The organism is Lysinibacillus sp. Y5S-8, assembly GCF_036894365.1.
GTDB classification, from domain to species: Bacteria; Bacillota; Bacilli; order Bacillales_A; family Planococcaceae; genus Lysinibacillus; species Lysinibacillus fusiformis_D.
On sequence record NZ_CP145889.1, the window covers coordinates 3,635,391 to 3,653,070 of the forward strand.

15 protein-coding genes and 1 rRNA gene are annotated in these 17,680 nt (G+C 38.8%); 5 read left to right on the top strand and 11 right to left on the bottom strand.

Going from position 1 to position 17,680, the window contains the following annotated elements; genetic code table 11:
- Positions 1 to 276: 276 nt before the first annotated feature.
- Together V6670_RS17765 and V6670_RS17770 are read right to left on the bottom strand one after the other, a co-directional pair.
- Positions 277 to 1,830 (bottom strand): 16S ribosomal RNA (locus V6670_RS17765).
- A 271-nt stretch (positions 1,831 to 2,101) separates the two neighbouring features.
- Positions 2,102 to 3,001, bottom strand: coding sequence for a DMT family transporter (locus V6670_RS17770; protein ID WP_141905892.1), 900 nt, complete (start codon positions 2,999 to 3,001; stop codon positions 2,102 to 2,104).
- A 368-nt stretch (positions 3,002 to 3,369) separates the two neighbouring features.
- On the opposite strand from V6670_RS17770, the gene V6670_RS17775 reads away from it, so the two are divergent.
- Together V6670_RS17775 and V6670_RS17780 are read left to right on the top strand one after the other, a co-directional pair.
- Positions 3,370 to 4,092: an MgtC/SapB family protein gene (locus V6670_RS17775; RefSeq protein ID WP_036119888.1), complete on the top strand. Its 723-nt coding sequence runs from the start codon at positions 3,370 to 3,372 to the stop codon at positions 4,090 to 4,092.
- A gap of 13 nt (positions 4,093 to 4,105) precedes the next feature.
- The gene (locus V6670_RS17780) at positions 4,106 to 5,089 is read left to right on the top strand and encodes a cation diffusion facilitator family transporter (protein ID WP_036119886.1); all 984 of its coding nucleotides are present in this window, start codon (positions 4,106 to 4,108) and stop codon (positions 5,087 to 5,089) included.
- Positions 5,090 to 5,143: 54 nt separating this feature from the next.
- On the opposite strand, the gene V6670_RS17785 is transcribed toward V6670_RS17780, so the two are convergent.
- From V6670_RS17785 to pruA, 5 genes are all read right to left on the bottom strand, one after another.
- Entirely contained in the window at positions 5,144 to 5,881 is a 738-nt protein-coding gene (locus V6670_RS17785; RefSeq protein WP_338651786.1) for a hypothetical protein, read from the bottom strand.
- A 363-nt stretch (positions 5,882 to 6,244) separates the two neighbouring features.
- Positions 6,245 to 7,408 (bottom strand): iron-containing alcohol dehydrogenase, encoded by a 1,164-nt coding sequence (locus tag V6670_RS17790; protein ID WP_338651787.1) that lies wholly within the window; start codon positions 7,406 to 7,408, stop codon positions 6,245 to 6,247.
- A 271-nt stretch (positions 7,409 to 7,679) separates the two neighbouring features.
- Complete coding sequence (locus V6670_RS17795; RefSeq protein WP_036119879.1) at positions 7,680 to 8,924, bottom strand: Glu/Leu/Phe/Val dehydrogenase; 1,245 nt, start codon at positions 8,922 to 8,924, stop codon at positions 7,680 to 7,682.
- Positions 8,925 to 9,007: 83 nt separating this feature from the next.
- Positions 9,008 to 10,201, bottom strand: a complete 1,194-nt coding sequence (locus tag V6670_RS17800) for an ornithine--oxo-acid transaminase (protein ID WP_338651788.1) — start codon at positions 10,199 to 10,201, stop codon at positions 9,008 to 9,010.
- A 252-nt stretch (positions 10,202 to 10,453) separates the two neighbouring features.
- Positions 10,454 to 11,998 (bottom strand): L-glutamate gamma-semialdehyde dehydrogenase, encoded by a 1,545-nt coding sequence (pruA, locus tag V6670_RS17805; protein WP_036119871.1) that lies wholly within the window; start codon positions 11,996 to 11,998, stop codon positions 10,454 to 10,456.
- A 145-nt stretch (positions 11,999 to 12,143) separates the two neighbouring features.
- Between pruA and V6670_RS17810 the strand changes: the two genes are divergently transcribed.
- Positions 12,144 to 13,451 (top strand): sigma 54-interacting transcriptional regulator, encoded by a 1,308-nt coding sequence (locus V6670_RS17810; RefSeq protein WP_141905889.1) that lies wholly within the window; start codon positions 12,144 to 12,146, stop codon positions 13,449 to 13,451.
- Between the two features lie 42 nt (positions 13,452 to 13,493).
- Here V6670_RS17810 and yugI read toward each other — a convergent pair whose 3' ends face one another.
- The 3 genes from yugI to V6670_RS17825 all read right to left on the bottom strand — a co-directional run bounded on the left by yugI (position 13,494) and on the right by V6670_RS17825 (position 14,481).
- Positions 13,494 to 13,871: a S1 domain-containing post-transcriptional regulator GSP13 gene (gene yugI / locus V6670_RS17815; RefSeq protein WP_036119858.1), complete on the bottom strand. Its 378-nt coding sequence runs from the start codon at positions 13,869 to 13,871 to the stop codon at positions 13,494 to 13,496.
- A gap of 84 nt (positions 13,872 to 13,955) precedes the next feature.
- Entirely contained in the window at positions 13,956 to 14,330 is a 375-nt protein-coding gene (locus V6670_RS17820; RefSeq protein ID WP_338651789.1) for a hypothetical protein, read from the bottom strand.
- Positions 14,284 to 14,481, bottom strand: coding sequence for a sigma factor (locus tag V6670_RS17825; RefSeq protein ID WP_338651790.1), 198 nt, complete (start codon positions 14,479 to 14,481; stop codon positions 14,284 to 14,286). The genes V6670_RS17820 and V6670_RS17825 overlap by 47 nt, the downstream gene beginning before the upstream one ends.
- A gap of 219 nt (positions 14,482 to 14,700) precedes the next feature.
- Here V6670_RS17825 and V6670_RS17830 point away from each other — a divergent pair, with 219 nt between their 5' ends.
- On the top strand, positions 14,701 to 16,041 hold the full coding sequence (locus V6670_RS17830; RefSeq protein WP_036119854.1) for a sodium-dependent transporter: 1,341 nt from the start codon (positions 14,701 to 14,703) through the stop codon (positions 16,039 to 16,041).
- 82 nt (positions 16,042 to 16,123) lie between these two features.
- On the opposite strand, the gene V6670_RS17835 is transcribed toward V6670_RS17830, so the two are convergent.
- Complete coding sequence (locus V6670_RS17835; protein WP_080717041.1) at positions 16,124 to 16,384, bottom strand: DUF1871 family protein; 261 nt, start codon at positions 16,382 to 16,384, stop codon at positions 16,124 to 16,126.
- Between the two features lie 72 nt (positions 16,385 to 16,456).
- Here V6670_RS17835 and V6670_RS17840 point away from each other — a divergent pair, with 72 nt between their 5' ends.
- Positions 16,457 to 17,626, top strand: a complete 1,170-nt coding sequence (locus V6670_RS17840; protein ID WP_338651791.1) for a MalY/PatB family protein — start codon at positions 16,457 to 16,459, stop codon at positions 17,624 to 17,626.
- The last annotated feature ends 54 nt before the right edge of the window (positions 17,627 to 17,680 follow it).

Consider the following 17,680-nt stretch of genomic DNA (forward strand, 5'->3'; position numbering starts at 1 on the left):
GTCAGCTTCTCTCGTTCAATCAGTCACGTACTCAAGTACGCTCCTTCATTCACTCGATTGCTTCCTAGAACTGCTCATGTCTTGAAACCTTTTAATGTTATTAAGCCTATAAAAAAACTTAAAAAAATAAATGTGTTTGTTACAATTTCAATGTCGTTTTATCCAGTTTTCAAAGAACAAGTTTTGAAGATTTTCATTCAGAAGAATGAACCTTCAAAACTGAACGCAAAACGTAATCTTACAAACCCTAGGTTTGTATTCCGAAATAATCCTTAGAAAGGAGGTGATCCAGCCGCACCTTCCGATACGGCTACCTTGTTACGACTTCACCCCAATCATCTATCCCACCTTCGGCGGCTGGCTCCAAAAAGGTTACCTCACCGACTTCGGGTGTTACAAACTCTCGTGGTGTGACGGGCGGTGTGTACAAGGCCCGGGAACGTATTCACCGCGGCATGCTGATCCGCGATTACTAGCGATTCCGGCTTCATGTAGGCGAGTTGCAGCCTACAATCCGAACTGAGAACGACTTTATCGGATTAGCTCCCTCTCGCGAGTTGGCAACCGTTTGTATCGTCCATTGTAGCACGTGTGTAGCCCAGGTCATAAGGGGCATGATGATTTGACGTCATCCCCACCTTCCTCCGGTTTGTCACCGGCAGTCACCTTAGAGTGCCCAACTAAATGATGGCAACTAAGATCAAGGGTTGCGCTCGTTGCGGGACTTAACCCAACATCTCACGACACGAGCTGACGACAACCATGCACCACCTGTCACCGTTGCCCCCCGAAGGGGAAACTATATCTCTACAGTGGTCAACGGGATGTCAAGACCTGGTAAGGTTCTTCGCGTTGCTTCGAATTAAACCACATGCTCCACCGCTTGTGCGGGCCCCCGTCAATTCCTTTGAGTTTCAGTCTTGCGACCGTACTCCCCAGGCGGAGTGCTTAATGCGTTAGCTGCAGCACTAAGGGGCGGAAACCCCCTAACACTTAGCACTCATCGTTTACGGCGTGGACTACCAGGGTATCTAATCCTGTTTGCTCCCCACGCTTTCGCGCCTCAGTGTCAGTTACAGACCAGATAGTCGCCTTCGCCACTGGTGTTCCTCCAAATCTCTACGCATTTCACCGCTACACTTGGAATTCCACTATCCTCTTCTGCACTCAAGTCTCCCAGTTTCCAATGACCCTCCACGGTTGAGCCGTGGGCTTTCACATCAGACTTAAGAAACCACCTGCGCGCGCTTTACGCCCAATAATTCCGGACAACGCTTGCCACCTACGTATTACCGCGGCTGCTGGCACGTAGTTAGCCGTGGCTTTCTAATAAGGTACCGTCAAGGTACAGCCAGTTACTACTGTACTTGTTCTTCCCTTACAACAGAGTTTTACGAACCGAAATCCTTCTTCACTCACGCGGCGTTGCTCCATCAGGCTTTCGCCCATTGTGGAAGATTCCCTACTGCTGCCTCCCGTAGGAGTCTGGGCCGTGTCTCAGTCCCAGTGTGGCCGATCACCCTCTCAGGTCGGCTACGCATCGTCGCCTTGGTGAGCCGTTACCTCACCAACTAGCTAATGCGCCGCGGGCCCATCCTATAGCGACAGCCGAAACCGTCTTTCAGTGTTTCACCATGAGGTGAAACAGATTATTCGGTATTAGCCCCGGTTTCCCGGAGTTATCCCAAACTATAAGGTAGGTTGCCCACGTGTTACTCACCCGTCCGCCGCTAACGTCGAAGGAGCAAGCTCCTTCTCTGTTCGCTCGACTTGCATGTATTAGGCACGCCGCCAGCGTTCGTCCTGAGCCAGGATCAAACTCTCCATAAAAGAAATTTGAATAGCTCAAATTGTTTTGCTGGCATCAATTTTGATGTCCAAAATTTTTGTTTCGTTCACTAACTAAAGCTAGTTATTTGAAACTTTATTGATTACGTTTTGCTTGTTCAGTTTTCAAGGTTCATTTTATTCAAGTCGTTTTCAGCGACTTTATTATCATATCTTGTTCACAACAAGAAGTCAACAACTTTTTAAAACTTTATTTTCAAGCGTTCCTTCTTGTTAAGGACAAGTAATAATATATAATATAGCATTATAAAAATCAAGCATTTTTCATAAAAAAATTAAAAATCTTTTTAACATCGATGACAAACAATAGAATCCCTGCTAAAACAATCAATCCACCAATGATTTGTGTCATAATCAAATACTCTTTAAATATCACCAAGGCTAAAAGAGCTGCCCCTATAGGTTCAAATAATATAGCGATTGAAACAACATTCGTACTAACATATTTAATAGACCAATTAAATAGAGTATGACCCAATAAATTAGGGACTAACGCTAATAAGAAAAACCATAACCAATCCATCGAAGAGTATGGACCAAAAGATTCTCCTTTAATCAATACATAAAAAAGTAAAGTAATGGTACACACAACATACACAACCATCGTATACGTCATTAAAGATAATCTTTTACGCACATCCTGTCCTAATAGAAAATAAGCCGTGGCAAGCGCACAAGCAATGAGCGCAAGTATATCTCCATAAAAAGCTGTTCCACTTACTTTAAAATCTCCCCAACTGATTAACACACTGCCTACTATGGCGATGGTACCTGCAACGATCGTTTTCTTTGTTATCTTCTCTTTAAAGAAAAAGTATGTTCCCACAAATGCAAACAACGGCTGTAATGTCACCAAAACTGTAGAGCTTGCTACTGAAGTATAGTTGAGTGATTCAAACCATAAAATAAAATGGAAAGCTAAAAAGATTCCCGCAACTGAAGAAAATAACCAATCACGTCTCCTTAAAGCTGTTAACTCCTTTGTATACTTCCTCAAAAATAACGGTGCCATTATTAAAACAGAAAATAGCATACGATAAAAAGCTATGATGCCAGCTTCCGCTGATGCTAATTTCACAAAAATAGCGGACATTGATACTGAAATAACACCAATTACGATTGGGATGTATGGATGAATTTTAGGTTGCTCCAAAAATCTCACCTCCATCATTGATGCCTCGCGCGTAATATTCAAACTGACTCCCCAGAAGTTATTACGTCTTGTAACAACAGTTAATTGATCTACCTCATGCAAACACATTACCTTAGGACATAGGTTCCCCTATTTCACGAGGCGTTTGAATCCCCGCTGAAAAACAAGCTCCACTCCATTCAATACAAGAAGGAGATTTTCTACGTCTGATGCTTCTCTTTCATTTCCAAAAAAACATCTGCTTAATCAAGAAAAAAATAATTATATTTCCTTACTTCCATGATGTACAATACAAAAAAGTAATGCACATATAATAATGACAGCTTGCATATCTCTTAGCAATACGAAATATCTATGGAGGGTTGTGTATGGAAACATTATTGGAAAATATGATTACATATGAAGTTGGCATAAAATTAATTATTGCAGCCACATTAAGTTTAGTGATCGGTATCGAAAGGGAATTAAAGAAGAAGCCAGTTGGATTAAAAACCAGTTTAGTTATTGCTACTTTCAGCTGCCTACTAACCATTATCTCCATTGAAACAGCATACTCAACTCCTTCCAGAGAAGATATTAATATTACGATGGATCCTCTCCGTTTAGCTGCACAAATTGTCAGCGGGATTGGGTTTCTTGGAGCAGGTGTCATTTTAAGACGTGGCAATGATAGCATTACGGGATTAACAACTGCAGCCATGATATGGGGAGCCGCTGGTATCGGTATTGCAGTTGGTGCAGGATTTTATATGGATGCAACGCTAGCTGTTGTAATTATTGTGTTCGGCATTGAAATACTATCGCCTTTCCTGATGAAAATTGGACCTAAGCGAATTAGAATGCGAGAAATTTTATTAAAAGTCCAAATTGATGATGACAACCATACGGAATCATTTCTATTATTTTTAAAGGACAACAACATTATCATCGAAAATATCCGCATTAAAGATGTACCTTTAAAAAATGATAATGTTTTACATGAATTGGATTTGCGTCTATCCTTAATTGTCTCTGATAACCTATTATCATTTTATCGTTCATTACGAGCACTATCTTATATAGAAAAAATCGAAATGGAAATTTTAAACTAGTTGGAGGATTTTTATGGCAGAACTATTAAAATTACTAAAGGATGGCAACAAACCCTCCCTATTGGCAGCATGTGTCAATACCTTTTTAGGAATCATCAAAGGAGTCGCCTTTTTCTTAACTGGTAATGTTGCCATGTTTGCAGAAATGATGCACTCTCTCGGTGATGCAGCAAATCAATTATTTGTGTATATAGGCTCAGCACTTTCAAAAAAGGCACCTACAAAACAATTTCCCGGTGGTTTCGGTCGAATTGTCAATTTAGTCTGCTTATTTGCTGTCATTATTGTAGCTATCCTTTCTTATGAAACGATAAAAGAAGGTTGGCATCATTTTATTCATCCTACTGGAGAGTCTAGTGGGATACTAATTGCACTCGGGGTATTATTCATAGGGATTGTTTTAGAGGGTACAGTGCTTGCCAAAGCAGCTGCTGAAGTGCTGCATGAAGCGGGTCAAGAAAAGGCAGGTCTCTCCACAATTCCAAAAGCGTTTTCTTATTTAAATCGTGCAAAGCCTGCAACCAAATTAGTGTTTATGGAAGATTTAGTTGCTACTAGCGGAAACTTTTTAGCCTTTGCTGCCATTTTGATTGCCTACTTTACTGGTTGGGGCCGAATAGAAGGTCTTGTTTCAATGATTATTGGCGCGATGATGTTTTATGTTGTCGGTAAAGTATTTCTAGATAACGCTCGTGGCGTCATTGGGGAGACTGACGAGGAAATGTTAAATCACATCGCCCATATTGTAATGGATGATCCCAATATTAAAGATATCTTCCGCCTTGAAGTAATTAAAGAAGGAGAATTTTTGCATGTCGAATTAGTAGCTGAAGCGGATCCTCATTTATCGCTGGCTTTTTTAGATGACGTACGTGACCATTTAACAGAGGTCATCTTAAGCCAAAAAGGGGTATCGAAAGTAGCGATTTTATTTGATGAAGATGATGGAAAAACAAATTGGGTACATGTTAACGAAAAACCAAAAGACACCATATAATCATTTAAAGAAAACAAATAGCCAATTGCCATATTTCAGGCAGTTGGCTATTTGTTATACTGGTATTAAACAATCTCGTTTTACATAATTTGCAACTTCATTTTGATAATCAGGTATATCCTCGTACCCTACAAAGACATGGTTGGTAATCATAAAAGTAAGCAGTCTGTCACAGGCTATCGCCTTTCTCTGACCCCTTTGTAGAATGATGATTTTCGAAAATTGTAATGAAGCTTGACGGTTAGCTAAAGCATATTCATTAGCATTTTGAATTTCTCTGCCATCCGTATGACAACCTAATACAAAATGTCCAGCAAAAGAATCCTTTAAAACATTTGGATGCATGGATTGATAGTGCACCTCTGCAATCGAATCTTCTCTGTTCATGAATTGATGGGCCACCAGATAATGTTTTAAAGCACCTTTTAAATCAATTGCGATAAATGTATCCGCTAAAATTGTTCGATAATAAACAGTGACAATTTCAGCTTCTCCTAAATAAGGCTTTACTTCTATAACAATTTCTCCAGAAGGACGAACAAATAATTGTACAATTGCTTTATTTACATCATCCGAAAAATGAATAATCGTTTGCCCAAAACGTAAGCTTTTGAAAAATATACTTTGATCATCAATGTATCCTGTGATAATTTTATTATTTTCAATTTGTAGAGATTTCGCTTCAATTCCCAATACCTCTACACAATTTTGCATTTTATAAACATGCTGTTGAAATGGTATCTCCACACAATTTAATGTAACAATGCGCTTCTCTAACAATCGTTTCAACATTTGATCCCTCTCCCCTTTGTTTTAAATTGTCATTATTTTAATAAAGATGGCTGAACAATTTCTGAACATCTTTACATCATTCGAGCAATTACGACAAAAATACTTTTCTTCTTATTCAAAAGTAATATTGTTTTCAATAATTAACCAACAATTCAATTTTCACATGACTTTTCTCACTTAAAAACAATGAAAATAATATTTCTACTATCTTATTCATCTATCTATTTCACTATATCGCAGGACTTAAGAAACTTCTACGACAAAATTCAACATGAATCGTTAATTTTTCTTAACATTTCGATTCATGAAACCTAAAAAAACAATGCGTGCAAGACCATAAATCATAGCCTCACACTCATTGTTTTAAAGAGAATTTTGTAAAATGGTTCTTACATCTTCCTCTTGCAGTTTATTAAAGTTTCCAAAAGGACCGTTCTGCATAGCATGCTCTACAATCTGTTGGAATTTCGAATCATCAATATCATAATCAGCCAAGCGATTAGGCGCCCCTAATGACGTCCAAAATGCTGATAAACGATCGATTCCTTCGTAAGCAACTTCTTCTACTGTCTTGCCTGTTGCGTCGACCCCAAATACACGTGTTGCTATACCCGCAAAACGCTCAGGATTCACAGGCACATTTAAACGCATCCAATGTGGCTGGAGGATAGCTAATCCCCCTGCATGTGGAATATCGAATACAGCGGATACAGCATGCTCAATATTATGAGATGCCCAATCACCACGAGAGCCGATTGATAAGAATCCATTTAAACCAATTGTCCCCGCCAATAAAATCGTTTCACGTAATGTCGTATTCTCTAAATCCTCAAGTAATTTGGGCGCTGTCGTAATAACCGTTCGTAATACTCCTTCACACATTTCATCTGTAATCGGGGTATTCGTTGTGTTATGGAAATATTGTTCGAAAACATGTGACATCATATCAACGATTCCATAAACGGTGTGGTTTTTAGGTACCGTCACAGTAAAGACTGGATTCAGTATTGAAAATTTCGGGAATGTCGCTGGACTACCCCAGCTTAGTTTTTCTTCGGTAGCTGCATTCGTAATAACAGATCCTGAGTTCATTTCAGAACCAGTAGCTGCAAGCGTTAATACCGTTCCTAACGGTATGGCTTGCTCTACAATTACCTTACGTTTTACGATATCCCAAGCATCACCATTATATTTTGCACCAGCAGCAATTAATTTGGAACAATCGATAACAGAGCCGCCACCAACAGCTAGCACTAAATCGATACCTTCAGTTTTACAAATTTCAATACCACGTCTCGCTGTTTCCACACGTGGATTTGGTTCAACACCACTTAACTCAACTATTGTTTTATTTGCCTGTTGTAATTTCTCTATAACAGCATTGTAAACACCATTCGCTTTGATGCTTCCGCCACCATAGACAACTAGTACCTTCTCGCCATATTGCGCTAATTCGTTCGGTAATTTTTCCAGTGCATCTTCACCAAAATGGAGCTTCACTGGGTTAAAAAATGTAAATGAATCCATTTAATTCGCCCCTTCCTAGTTGGATTTTCTCATATTTATATTGGAGAAAGCAAAGATTAAACGCCGACTTTGCAATCATAATACTAGTGATTGTTCAGATTTTGTTGAGTCACCCTCTATATAAATGGAATATTGCGTATACTCATTAGCGTCATTACTACTTAGATTAGTACAACAGCGCCTCGAGCACCTTATTCAAACAAATAAACAAGAAAAAACGAGTCACCCCATTATTATAGGAATGACTCGTTTCATTTCATTTATCTTCTACTTAAACCCATCCACGGAAGCGTGAAGCTTCAGCAGTACGGCGAACACCTACCATATAAGCCGCTAAGCGCATGTTGATGTTACGTGTTGTTGCTGTTGTATAAACATTGTCAAATGCTTCAACCATTTTTTTGTATAGTCGCTCTTCAACTTCTTCTTCTGTCCAATAATAACCTTGGTTATTTTGTACCCATTCAAAGTAAGAAACTGTCACACCACCAGCAGAGGCTAATACGTCTGGTACAAGTAAAATGCCACGTTCTGTTAAGATTTTAGTTGCTTCAGATGTTGTTGGACCGTTTGCTGCTTCTACTACGATAGTGGCTTTAATATTGTGTGCATTGTCAGCAGTAATTTGGTTTTCAATAGCAGCTGGCACTAAAATATCACAATCAAGCTCTAATAATTCTTTATTTGAAATCGTGTTTTCAAATAACGTTGTTACTGTTCCGAAGCTATCACGACGATCTAATAAATAGTCGATATCTAAACCTTCAGGATCATGCAGTGCACCATAAGCATCTGAAATACCGATTACTTTTGCACCTAAATCATGCATGAATTTCGCAAGGAAGCTACCTGCGTTACCAAATCCTTGAATCACAACGCGAGCACCTTTAATGTCAATGCCACGTTTTTTCGCTGCTTCTTCGATTACGATTGTAACACCTTGTGCAGTCGCACGATCACGACCTTGAGAACCACCAAGTACTAGTGGCTTCCCAGTGATGAAGCCTGGAGAGTTGAATTCATCCATGCGGCTATATTCATCCATCATCCATGCCATAATTTGTGCATTTGTAAATACGTCTGGCGCAGGAATATCTTTTGTTGGTCCTACGATTTGACTTACTGCACGTACATAACCACGGCTTAAACGTTCGATTTCGCCCATAGACATTTGACGAGGATCACAAATGACACCGCCTTTACCACCACCGTATGGTAGATCGACAATACCACATTTCAATGTCATCCACATTGAAAGCGCTTTAACTTCCTCCTCAGACACTTGTGGGTGGAAACGAACCCCACCTTTAGTTGGTCCTACAGCATCATTATGTTGTGCACGGTAACCAGTAAATACTTTTGTTGTACCATCATCCATTTTCACTGGAATGCGTACTTGTAGCATGCGAAGCGGTTCTTTTAGTAATTCATACATTGCTTCATCATAGCCAAGTTTATTTAGAGCATCTTGAATGACATCTTGAGTTGATGTGAAAAGATTTAAGTTTTCAGACATTATTAAATCGCCTCTTTGTTTTTTTTAATGATAGTTATCGGCATCATTGTAACATACTTCCGAATTAAAATGTGAACATTTTGTTAAAGTTTAAATACTTTTTCAATTTGTTCAATTGACCAATCTAAATCCTCTTGAGAAATAACAAGTGGTGGGGCAAAACGAATTACTGTATCATGTGTTTCTTTACATAATAGACCTAATTCTTTAAGTTTTTCACAGTATGGACGAGCTGCTTCTGTTAGCTCCATACCGATAAATAAACCGCGACCACGTACATCCTTAATAACAGGGTTGTTAATTTCTTTTAATTTACCTTTGAAGTATTCACCAAGTTCGTGTGAACGCTCTGCTAATTTTTCATCTAATAAAACTTTAATAGATGCAATTGAAACTGCACAAGCTAAAGGATTACCTCCGAAAGTTGAACCATGTGAACCTGGGTTGAATACACCTAAAATGCTACGGTTTGCAGCCACGCAAGAAATAGGGAATACACCGCCACCTAGTGCTTTACCTAAGATGTACATATCTGGTTCTACTTCTTCCCAATCACAAGCAAACATTTTACCAGTACGTGCTAGACCTGCTTGAATTTCGTCAGCAATGAATAATACGTTGTTTTCACGGCAAAGTTCACGAGCAGCTTTTAAGAAGCCTTCTGTTGGAATGACAATACCAGCTTCGCCTTGAATTGGTTCGATTAAGAATGCTGCAGTGTTTGGTGTAATAGCTGCCTTTAATGCTTCAAGATTACCATAGTCTACTAATTTAACGTTTGGTAACATTGGACCGAAGCCACGACGGTATTCTTCGTCAGAAGATAAAGATACAGCAAGCATTGTACGACCGTGGAAGTTACCATTACATGCAATAACTTCAGCCTTGCCATCTTCTACGCCTTTTACATCATATGCCCAACGACGAGCTGCTTTAAAGGCCGTTTCTACTGCTTCAGCACCAGTATTCATTGGTAATACCATTTCTTTATTTGTTAATTTTCCTACTAGCTCATACCATTCACCAAGATTTTCGCTGTAAAATGCACGTGAAGTTAACGTTACTTTATCAGCTTGTTCTTTTAAAGCAGCAATAATTTTTGGGTGACGGTGTCCTTGGTTTACAGCTGAATAAGCTGATAGCATATCTAAATATTTGTTGCCTTCTGGATCTTTAACCCAAGCACCCTCAGCCTCTGAAATTACGATTGGCAGTGGATGATAGTTTGCTGCACCATAATTTTGTGTTTGTTCAATAACTTGTTGAGTTTTTGTCATATCCTATTCTCTCCTTACTAAATCATGATGAAAAATCTATGGAAGATAGGGACTATGTATCTCTATGAGTAGAATAATTAAGAATTCAGCAACAATTCATACCATAAATTTGCTCACTTCTCCAAAATAAACTACCTCGTCATGAGTGTCTACGGTTTTAGCCAGGGATAGTATTACCTGGAGAAGTTTTGCAAATCCTGTCATAATGCTTTAATTTCTACTTATTAGAGTAGCCCTAACGTCAATATAAAATTAAAGCATTTCTGAAGTTGTTTTTGCTTGCATGTGCAGTTGTAGGTAGTCTGGGCCACCTGCTTTTGAGTCTGTACCTGACATGTTGAAGCCACCAAATGGTTGGTAGCCAACGATGGCACCTGTACAGCCACGATTGAAGTAAAGGTTTCCTACATGGAATTCTTCACGTGCTTTTTCTAAGTTCACACGGTTTTTCGTGATGACTGCACCTGTTAAACCGTATTCTGTATCGTTCGCAATTTCAATTGCGTGATCGAAATCTTTTGCTTTTGCGATCGCTACCACTGGCCCGAAGATTTCTTCTTTCATAATACGTGCAGAAGGTTCTACGTCTGCGAATACAGTTGGCTGTACGAAGTAACCAACTGAATCATCTGCTGTACCACCAGCCACTAGACGACCTTCGCCTTTACCGATTTCGATGTATTCCGTAATTTTGTTGAATGCCGCTTGGTCAATAACCGTTGCCATGAAGTTGCTGAAATCTGTTGGATCTCCAACTGTTAAAGCATTTGTTAATTCTTCTACACGATTAACAACTTGCTCATATACATCTTCTACGATGACTGCACGAGAACATGCTGAACATTTTTGACCTGAGAAGCCAAATGCTGATTTGACGATTGATTGTGCAGCTAATTCTAAGTCTGCTTCTTTATCAACCACGATTGTATCTTTTCCGCCCATTTCAGCGATGACACGTTTAATCCAAATTTGACCATCATTTAATACAGAAGCACGTTGGTTGATACGTAAACCAACATCACGTGAACCTGTGAAGCTGATGAAGCGTGTTTTTGGATGATCGACTAAGTAGTCGCCTACTTCAGCACCAGAACCTGGTACGAAGTTCACGGCACCTGCTGGAAGACCTGCTTCTTCTAATACTTCGATAAATTTATACGCCACTACTGGTGTTGTAGAAGCTGGTTTTAATAAGACTGTGTTCCCTGTTACTAAAGCGGCCACTGTTGTACCAGCCATGATGGCAAATGGGAAGTTCCAAGGAGAAATAACGATACCGATTCCTAGTGGAATATAGTCATAACGGTTATATTCACCTGGACGGCTTTCTACTGGTTGACCGCCTTTAATGCGTAGCATTTGGCGACCATAGTATTCCAAGAAGTCGATTGCTTCCGCTGTATCTGCATCTGCCTCTGCCCAAGGTTTCCCTGCTTCTTTTGTTAATAATGCAGAGAATTCATGTTTACGACGACGAATAATAGCTGCTGCTTTGAATAAAACGTCAGCACGAATCGCAGGGTCAACTTTTTTCCATGTTTTGAATGTTTCATCCGCTGCTTGCATCGCTTTTTCAGCTAACTCTTTGCTTGCTTTTGACACACGGCCGATCACTTCTGTTTTCTTTGCAGGATTGTACGAAACGATTTTATCTTCTGTTGTAATGCGCTCGCCACCAATGATAAGTGGGTAGTCTTGACCTAAGTAACCTTCAACTTTATTTAAAGCCTCCACATAAGCATTGTAGTTTGCCTCTTGTGAAAAATCTGTGAATGGTTCGTGTTTGTATGGAATCATACTTAATCCTCCCTTGTGAGATGTATTTGGGTATGCAAAAAACATTGACGCAAAATATCTTTGCGTATAAAATATTCTTACACTTATTATAATGCAAAATTTCGTTGCATATTTCAAGTAAAAAATTTTTGAGGTGCACATTTTTATGAAAAATTCTGAACCTTTACTACCTTTTTATGAGTTTATTGCAACAAATGTATCCGTTGGTATCCATGCAGTAGACCTATCTGGTAAAACGATTATTTACAATACAAAAATGAAAGAAATTGAAGGATTTCATTTTGATGAACTTGCGGATCGTTCTATTATTGAATTGTTTTCGTTCCGTCAACACGAAAGTACGTTAATGCGTGTTTTACAAACAGGAAAAAAAGAAATTAATGTTAAACAATCTTATTGGAATAAAAATGGTCATGAAATTACAACAATCAATGATACTTTTCCACTTTTTGTGGAAGGTAAACTCATTGGGGCAATAGAATTTGCTCGAGATATTACCTCACTTGAAAAGCTTGTTTATCAACCCCTTCGTCGTTATGATGAACCATTAACATTTGATATGATTAAAGCTGATTCAGAATCAATGAAGCAGGTTATCGAGAATGCTAAAAAAGCAGCAGCCGTAAAATTACCTGTATTATTAATTGGTGAATCTGGCACAGGGAAAGATTTAGTGGCTGAAGGAATCCACCATGCAGCCTCTCCAGATCCTGAAGCTTTTGTGACGCTTGTCAGCCGCCGTTCTGCTCAATCCGTGCTGGATAAATTACAGCAACTGTTAGAAGAAGATACGGACTATACCTTTTTCTTTGAACGCATAGATTTTTTGAGCTTAGACATTCAGGAACAACTTTTAGCTATACTACAATCCCTTCCACAGTCCAAATATATGCTGATTGGAAGTGTGGGCAGTGACCCCATTACATTGATCGCTGAAAAAAAGCTGTCTAAGTCACTTTATTATTTCTTTGCAACAATGGCTATTACCATTCCTAATTTAACGGATCGAAAAGAAGATATTCTTCCATTTGTCGATGATTATTTTACTCGACATCGAGAACGCTTTGCCTCCCAAGTCACTGAACTTGCACCAGATGTACAGGAATTATTCTTACAATATGATTGGCCAGGAAATCTTAAGGAACTTGAGCTGCTATTGGATGAAATCGTTTCATTTATGACAACAGAGTCAACGGTTACTTCAGATTTATTGCCACTCCATTTCCGCTTCAAGGTACAACAGCAAGACACAAACAATCGTGAGCCAGAATTTTTTATGTTTCATCAAAATCATGAAGTCATGCCACTCGATGCTTATTTGCGTGAAGCCGAATCATATTATGTGCAAAATGTCTTAAATTTATATGAGGGCAATATTACAAAAGCAGCGAATGCACTTGGAATGAGTCGCCAAAACCTGCAATATCGAATCCGAAAAATAAAAAAACAATAGCAAAAAACGAGGATCCCTTCAGTCGAAAGTATCCTCGTTTTTTTAGTGTCCTGATTGTTCGATCCAGTCTTGCAACTTATCTTTTAAGGAATTAAAACCATTTGCATCCGATTCATCTACACGGTCCTGCAATGTTTTACGCGGCGGTGCATCTTTTTTTCGTACTGATGTGGGGCGTTCCTGTAGCGCTCTCATCGATAAACTAATTTTTTCGGCCTCTTCATCGATTTCAAGAATTTTTACTTCTACTTCCTGCCCAACAGCTAAAAACTCACTAACGTCTTTAACAAAGCCGTATGTTATTTCCGAAATATGCACAAGGCCTTGCGTATTGTCATCTAGTGCTACGAATGCACCGTATGGTTGAATACCTGTAACTTTTCCGGTCAACACGTCTCCTAATTCATATTTTTTTACCATAACCTTTGCCCACTTTCTTTTTGTTTGCTACGTATATATCGCTTAAATTATAACATACGTGTAAAAACGGGGCAAAAAATCTCCTTACTCGGAAATGGCCGTAATGATGCAACGTTCTCCGCCTTTTTCTGTAGACATTGTACTTAGCTGGAAGGTTAAATGCTGTCCAATCTTCTGCATTGATTCTGGTTTAACGCCCACTTTAATTGTTGTTTGGGATGGATCTGTTGGATAGCGATACTTTACAACAAGAGTTTGAATGGCACTATGTAACAGCCTGTCCTCCTCAAATAGAAGAAGATTATCTTCCGCAGATGAATAGTTATTTTGTTGTTGAGCGTGTAGCTTGTTCTCTTTTGCCTGCTGTCGTTGTTCCTTGCGGTAGTAATCACGAGTAGCATTTAAGGTGATTTTATAGATCCTGCTTAAATCGATGTAAAAAGCGGTACAATTTGACAAATACCTCCTGTGAAACGTCAGCTAAATCATTCCTATGTACACCACATTGAAAGGCAAATTTTTCAACAGTTCGTTGATGGATACGAATAAGCTCTGTATAGGCCTCTTTATCTCCTTGTTGGGCCCTTGCTATTAAGTCCGACTCCGTCAAAGCGATCCCCCCTTTTGTTAGTGAAACGAAATATTATACCCAATTGTTACAAAAATAATATATCTTTTACTCAAAAAGAGGACCCTTCCTAATATGTTATTATTCTATTTCTAAACAGCTGCTGATGTAGGAATATCCATCGTCAATTTTCTGATATCTGCTTGTGTTATGAGAATATTGAGGTAAAATAAAACTTTAGTATAAGGAGGATTTATTTTCGTGTCATCGAGAGATCAGTTTACAACTAAAATCGGTTTTATTTTAGCTGCTGCTGGAAGTGCTATAGGGTTAGGAGCCATTTGGAAATTCCCCTATATGGCAGGTACTAATGGCGGTAGTGTCTTTATTTTATTATTCATTTTATGTACTTTTTTTATCGGCTTACCAGTGCTTATTGCTGAGTTTATGATTGGTCGTCGAGGGCAAAAAGACGCTGTCACTTCCTTTAAAGAACAAGCGCCAGGAAAGCCATGGTATTTGATTGGCTGGGGTGGCATGGTGATTGCAGGCCTTATCTTATCGTTCTACAGTGTTGTTGGTGGATGGATTTTAAGCTATTTGGGTCGTGCCATTACATTTAAGCTAACAAATGCTAGTTCTGAGATGAACTACGCAGATTTATTTACCAATATTATTTCAAGCCCCTCCGAAGCCATTCTAGTACAGGGACTATTCATGCTATTAACAGTAGTGATTGTATCGGCAGGTATTAAAGGTGGAATCGAAAAAGCCAGCACATGGATGATGCCCTTGCTCTTTATTTTCTTCATTGTCTTAGTTATACGCTCTTTAACTTTAGATGGCGCAATGGAAGGCGTTAAATTTATGTTTGTGCCTGATTGGTCTTACTTTAACGCTGAAACATTTTTAATGGCTTTAGGACAAGCCTTCTTCTCTTTAAGTGTAGGTATTGCCGTTATGATTACATATGCTTCCTATTTGTCTAAAACAGAGAAGATTGGTAATTCAGCAATCAATGTAGCTTCCATGAATATTATTATTTCTTTACTTGCGGGTCTTGTTATTTTCCCCGCAGTATTTGCTCTAGGCTATACACCTGACCAAGGGCCTGGCCTTGTTTTCATTATTTTGCCAGCTGTTTTTGAGCAGTTGCCACTTGGTGGTCTGTTCTTAACCATTTTTTTCATCCTATTGCTATTTGCTACCGTCACTTCCTCCATTTCTATGTTAGAAATTGTTGTAGCCATTGCGATTGGAGACCATCCAGAAAAACGTAGAAAGATTGCTTGGATTGGTGGAATCATCATTTTTATTTTCGGTATCCCAAGTGCGCTGTCGTTTGGTATATTATCAGATGTAAAAATATTAGATCGCTCTATTTTTGACTTTGTTGATTTTCTGACGAACAGCATCGGCATGCCGATAGGAGCTTTCCTTATTTCTATATTTGCAGGTTATTATTATACGAAGGATATTTCACGTAAGGAATTAGCCGCATCTAGCTTAATGTTTAATATCTGGTATATTTTAGTTCGTTTCGTTTCTCCAATTGCCATTTTCATTATTTTCATTCAGGGGATTTTACCTTTATTTAAATAAGAACTAGCCTCAAACGTGCACATAAAAAAAGAGGTTGTCGAATGACAGCCCCCTTTTTTTTATAAGGAATATGCAAAATATTTTAAATAATACATTTTGCTTCAAATTTAATAGCAATTAGTTTGTAAGAAATGGCTACACAATCTTCAAATGGTATCCATTGTTCAAACGAATGCTCATATGTTTCTTGAATAATTTTTGCAAGTGTCGATGGATCATCTATCCCTTGCAATGCTGCTACTACATCTGCCGTTTCTGTATCATAATGGTCTGGACCTAAGTGGAATGGATCCCACTCCTCTAGCAGATGTACAGCTGCTTGATTCATTTTTATATTTTCCAAAATACTCACCTGTTATCCTTTGATCATACCCGTATGATACCATATTAAATAAAAAAGAAAAGAGTGATTTGCTTGTCTATTTTTGATCAAACTTTCAAACGTCGATGTACAAACTCTGTAAAATGGGACGCAATGGAAAAGGTATATGGCCTAGATGATGCGTCAGATATCTTGCCAATGTGGGTAGCCGATATGGATTTTGCAGCACCACTAGCCGTTTCAAAGGCATTACAGAAACACGCTGAACAAACTATTTTTGGCTATAGTTTTATGGGTGAAGAAGCGATTCAGTCAATCGTAGACTGGCAAAATACTCGCCATGACTGGCATATTGATAAAGAATCTATCCTATTTTGTAATGGTGTTGTAGCGGCATTAGCCAATAGCATTGTAGCTCTAACAAACCCTGGTGACAAAGTACTCATTTCGCCACCAGTCTACCCACCATTTTATAACATCCCCAAAAGTAATGGTCGTGAAGTTGTAAGCTGCCCATTAGTTGAAAAAGAGGGTGTGATTGGCTATGATTTCGAAGCCTTTGAACAGGCATTAGCGCAAGATGTGAAAGCCTACATATTATGTAACCCTCACAATCCAGGAGGCTATGTATGGGATGAAGCTACTTTAAAGGAGATTGTACGACTTTGTGCTAAATACGATGTCATCATTATTTCTGATGAAATACATGCTGATTTAATGTTAAACGGGGATAAGCATATTCCTCTAGCAAAGGTTGCAGGTGATGAGATCAATCGCATTATTACGTGCATGGCGCCTACCAAAACATTTAATTTAGCAGGAATTCAAGTTTCCTATATGATCGTAACAGATAGGAAAAAACGTCTACAGCTAGAGGCAATAAATATGGCAAGTGGACAAGGCTCATTAAATACATTTGCCTCTGTTGCACTTCATGCCGCTTATACAGAAGGAGCTCCTTGGTTAGACGAGTTACTTCCATATATTTCTGCAAATATGGAATATGTAAAAGCCGAGTTAGAGCAGCTTCCAGGCATTCGTGTCACAATACCACAATCCACTTATTTAATCTGGATTGATTACCGCGAGCTAGAGCTTGAAGAAAAGGACATCATGAATCGCTTATTAAAAATCGGAAAGCTTGCATTAGAGCCAGGGACAAAATATGGAGAAGAGGGTCATGGCTTCCTACGTATGAATGTCGCTTGTTCATTTGAAACCGTTCAAGATGGTGTAAAACGCTTTAAAAAAGTGTTTGAATAGAAAATGACAGTAAAAAGGATATCTCAACTTTTAGAGATATCCTTTTGTATGTTT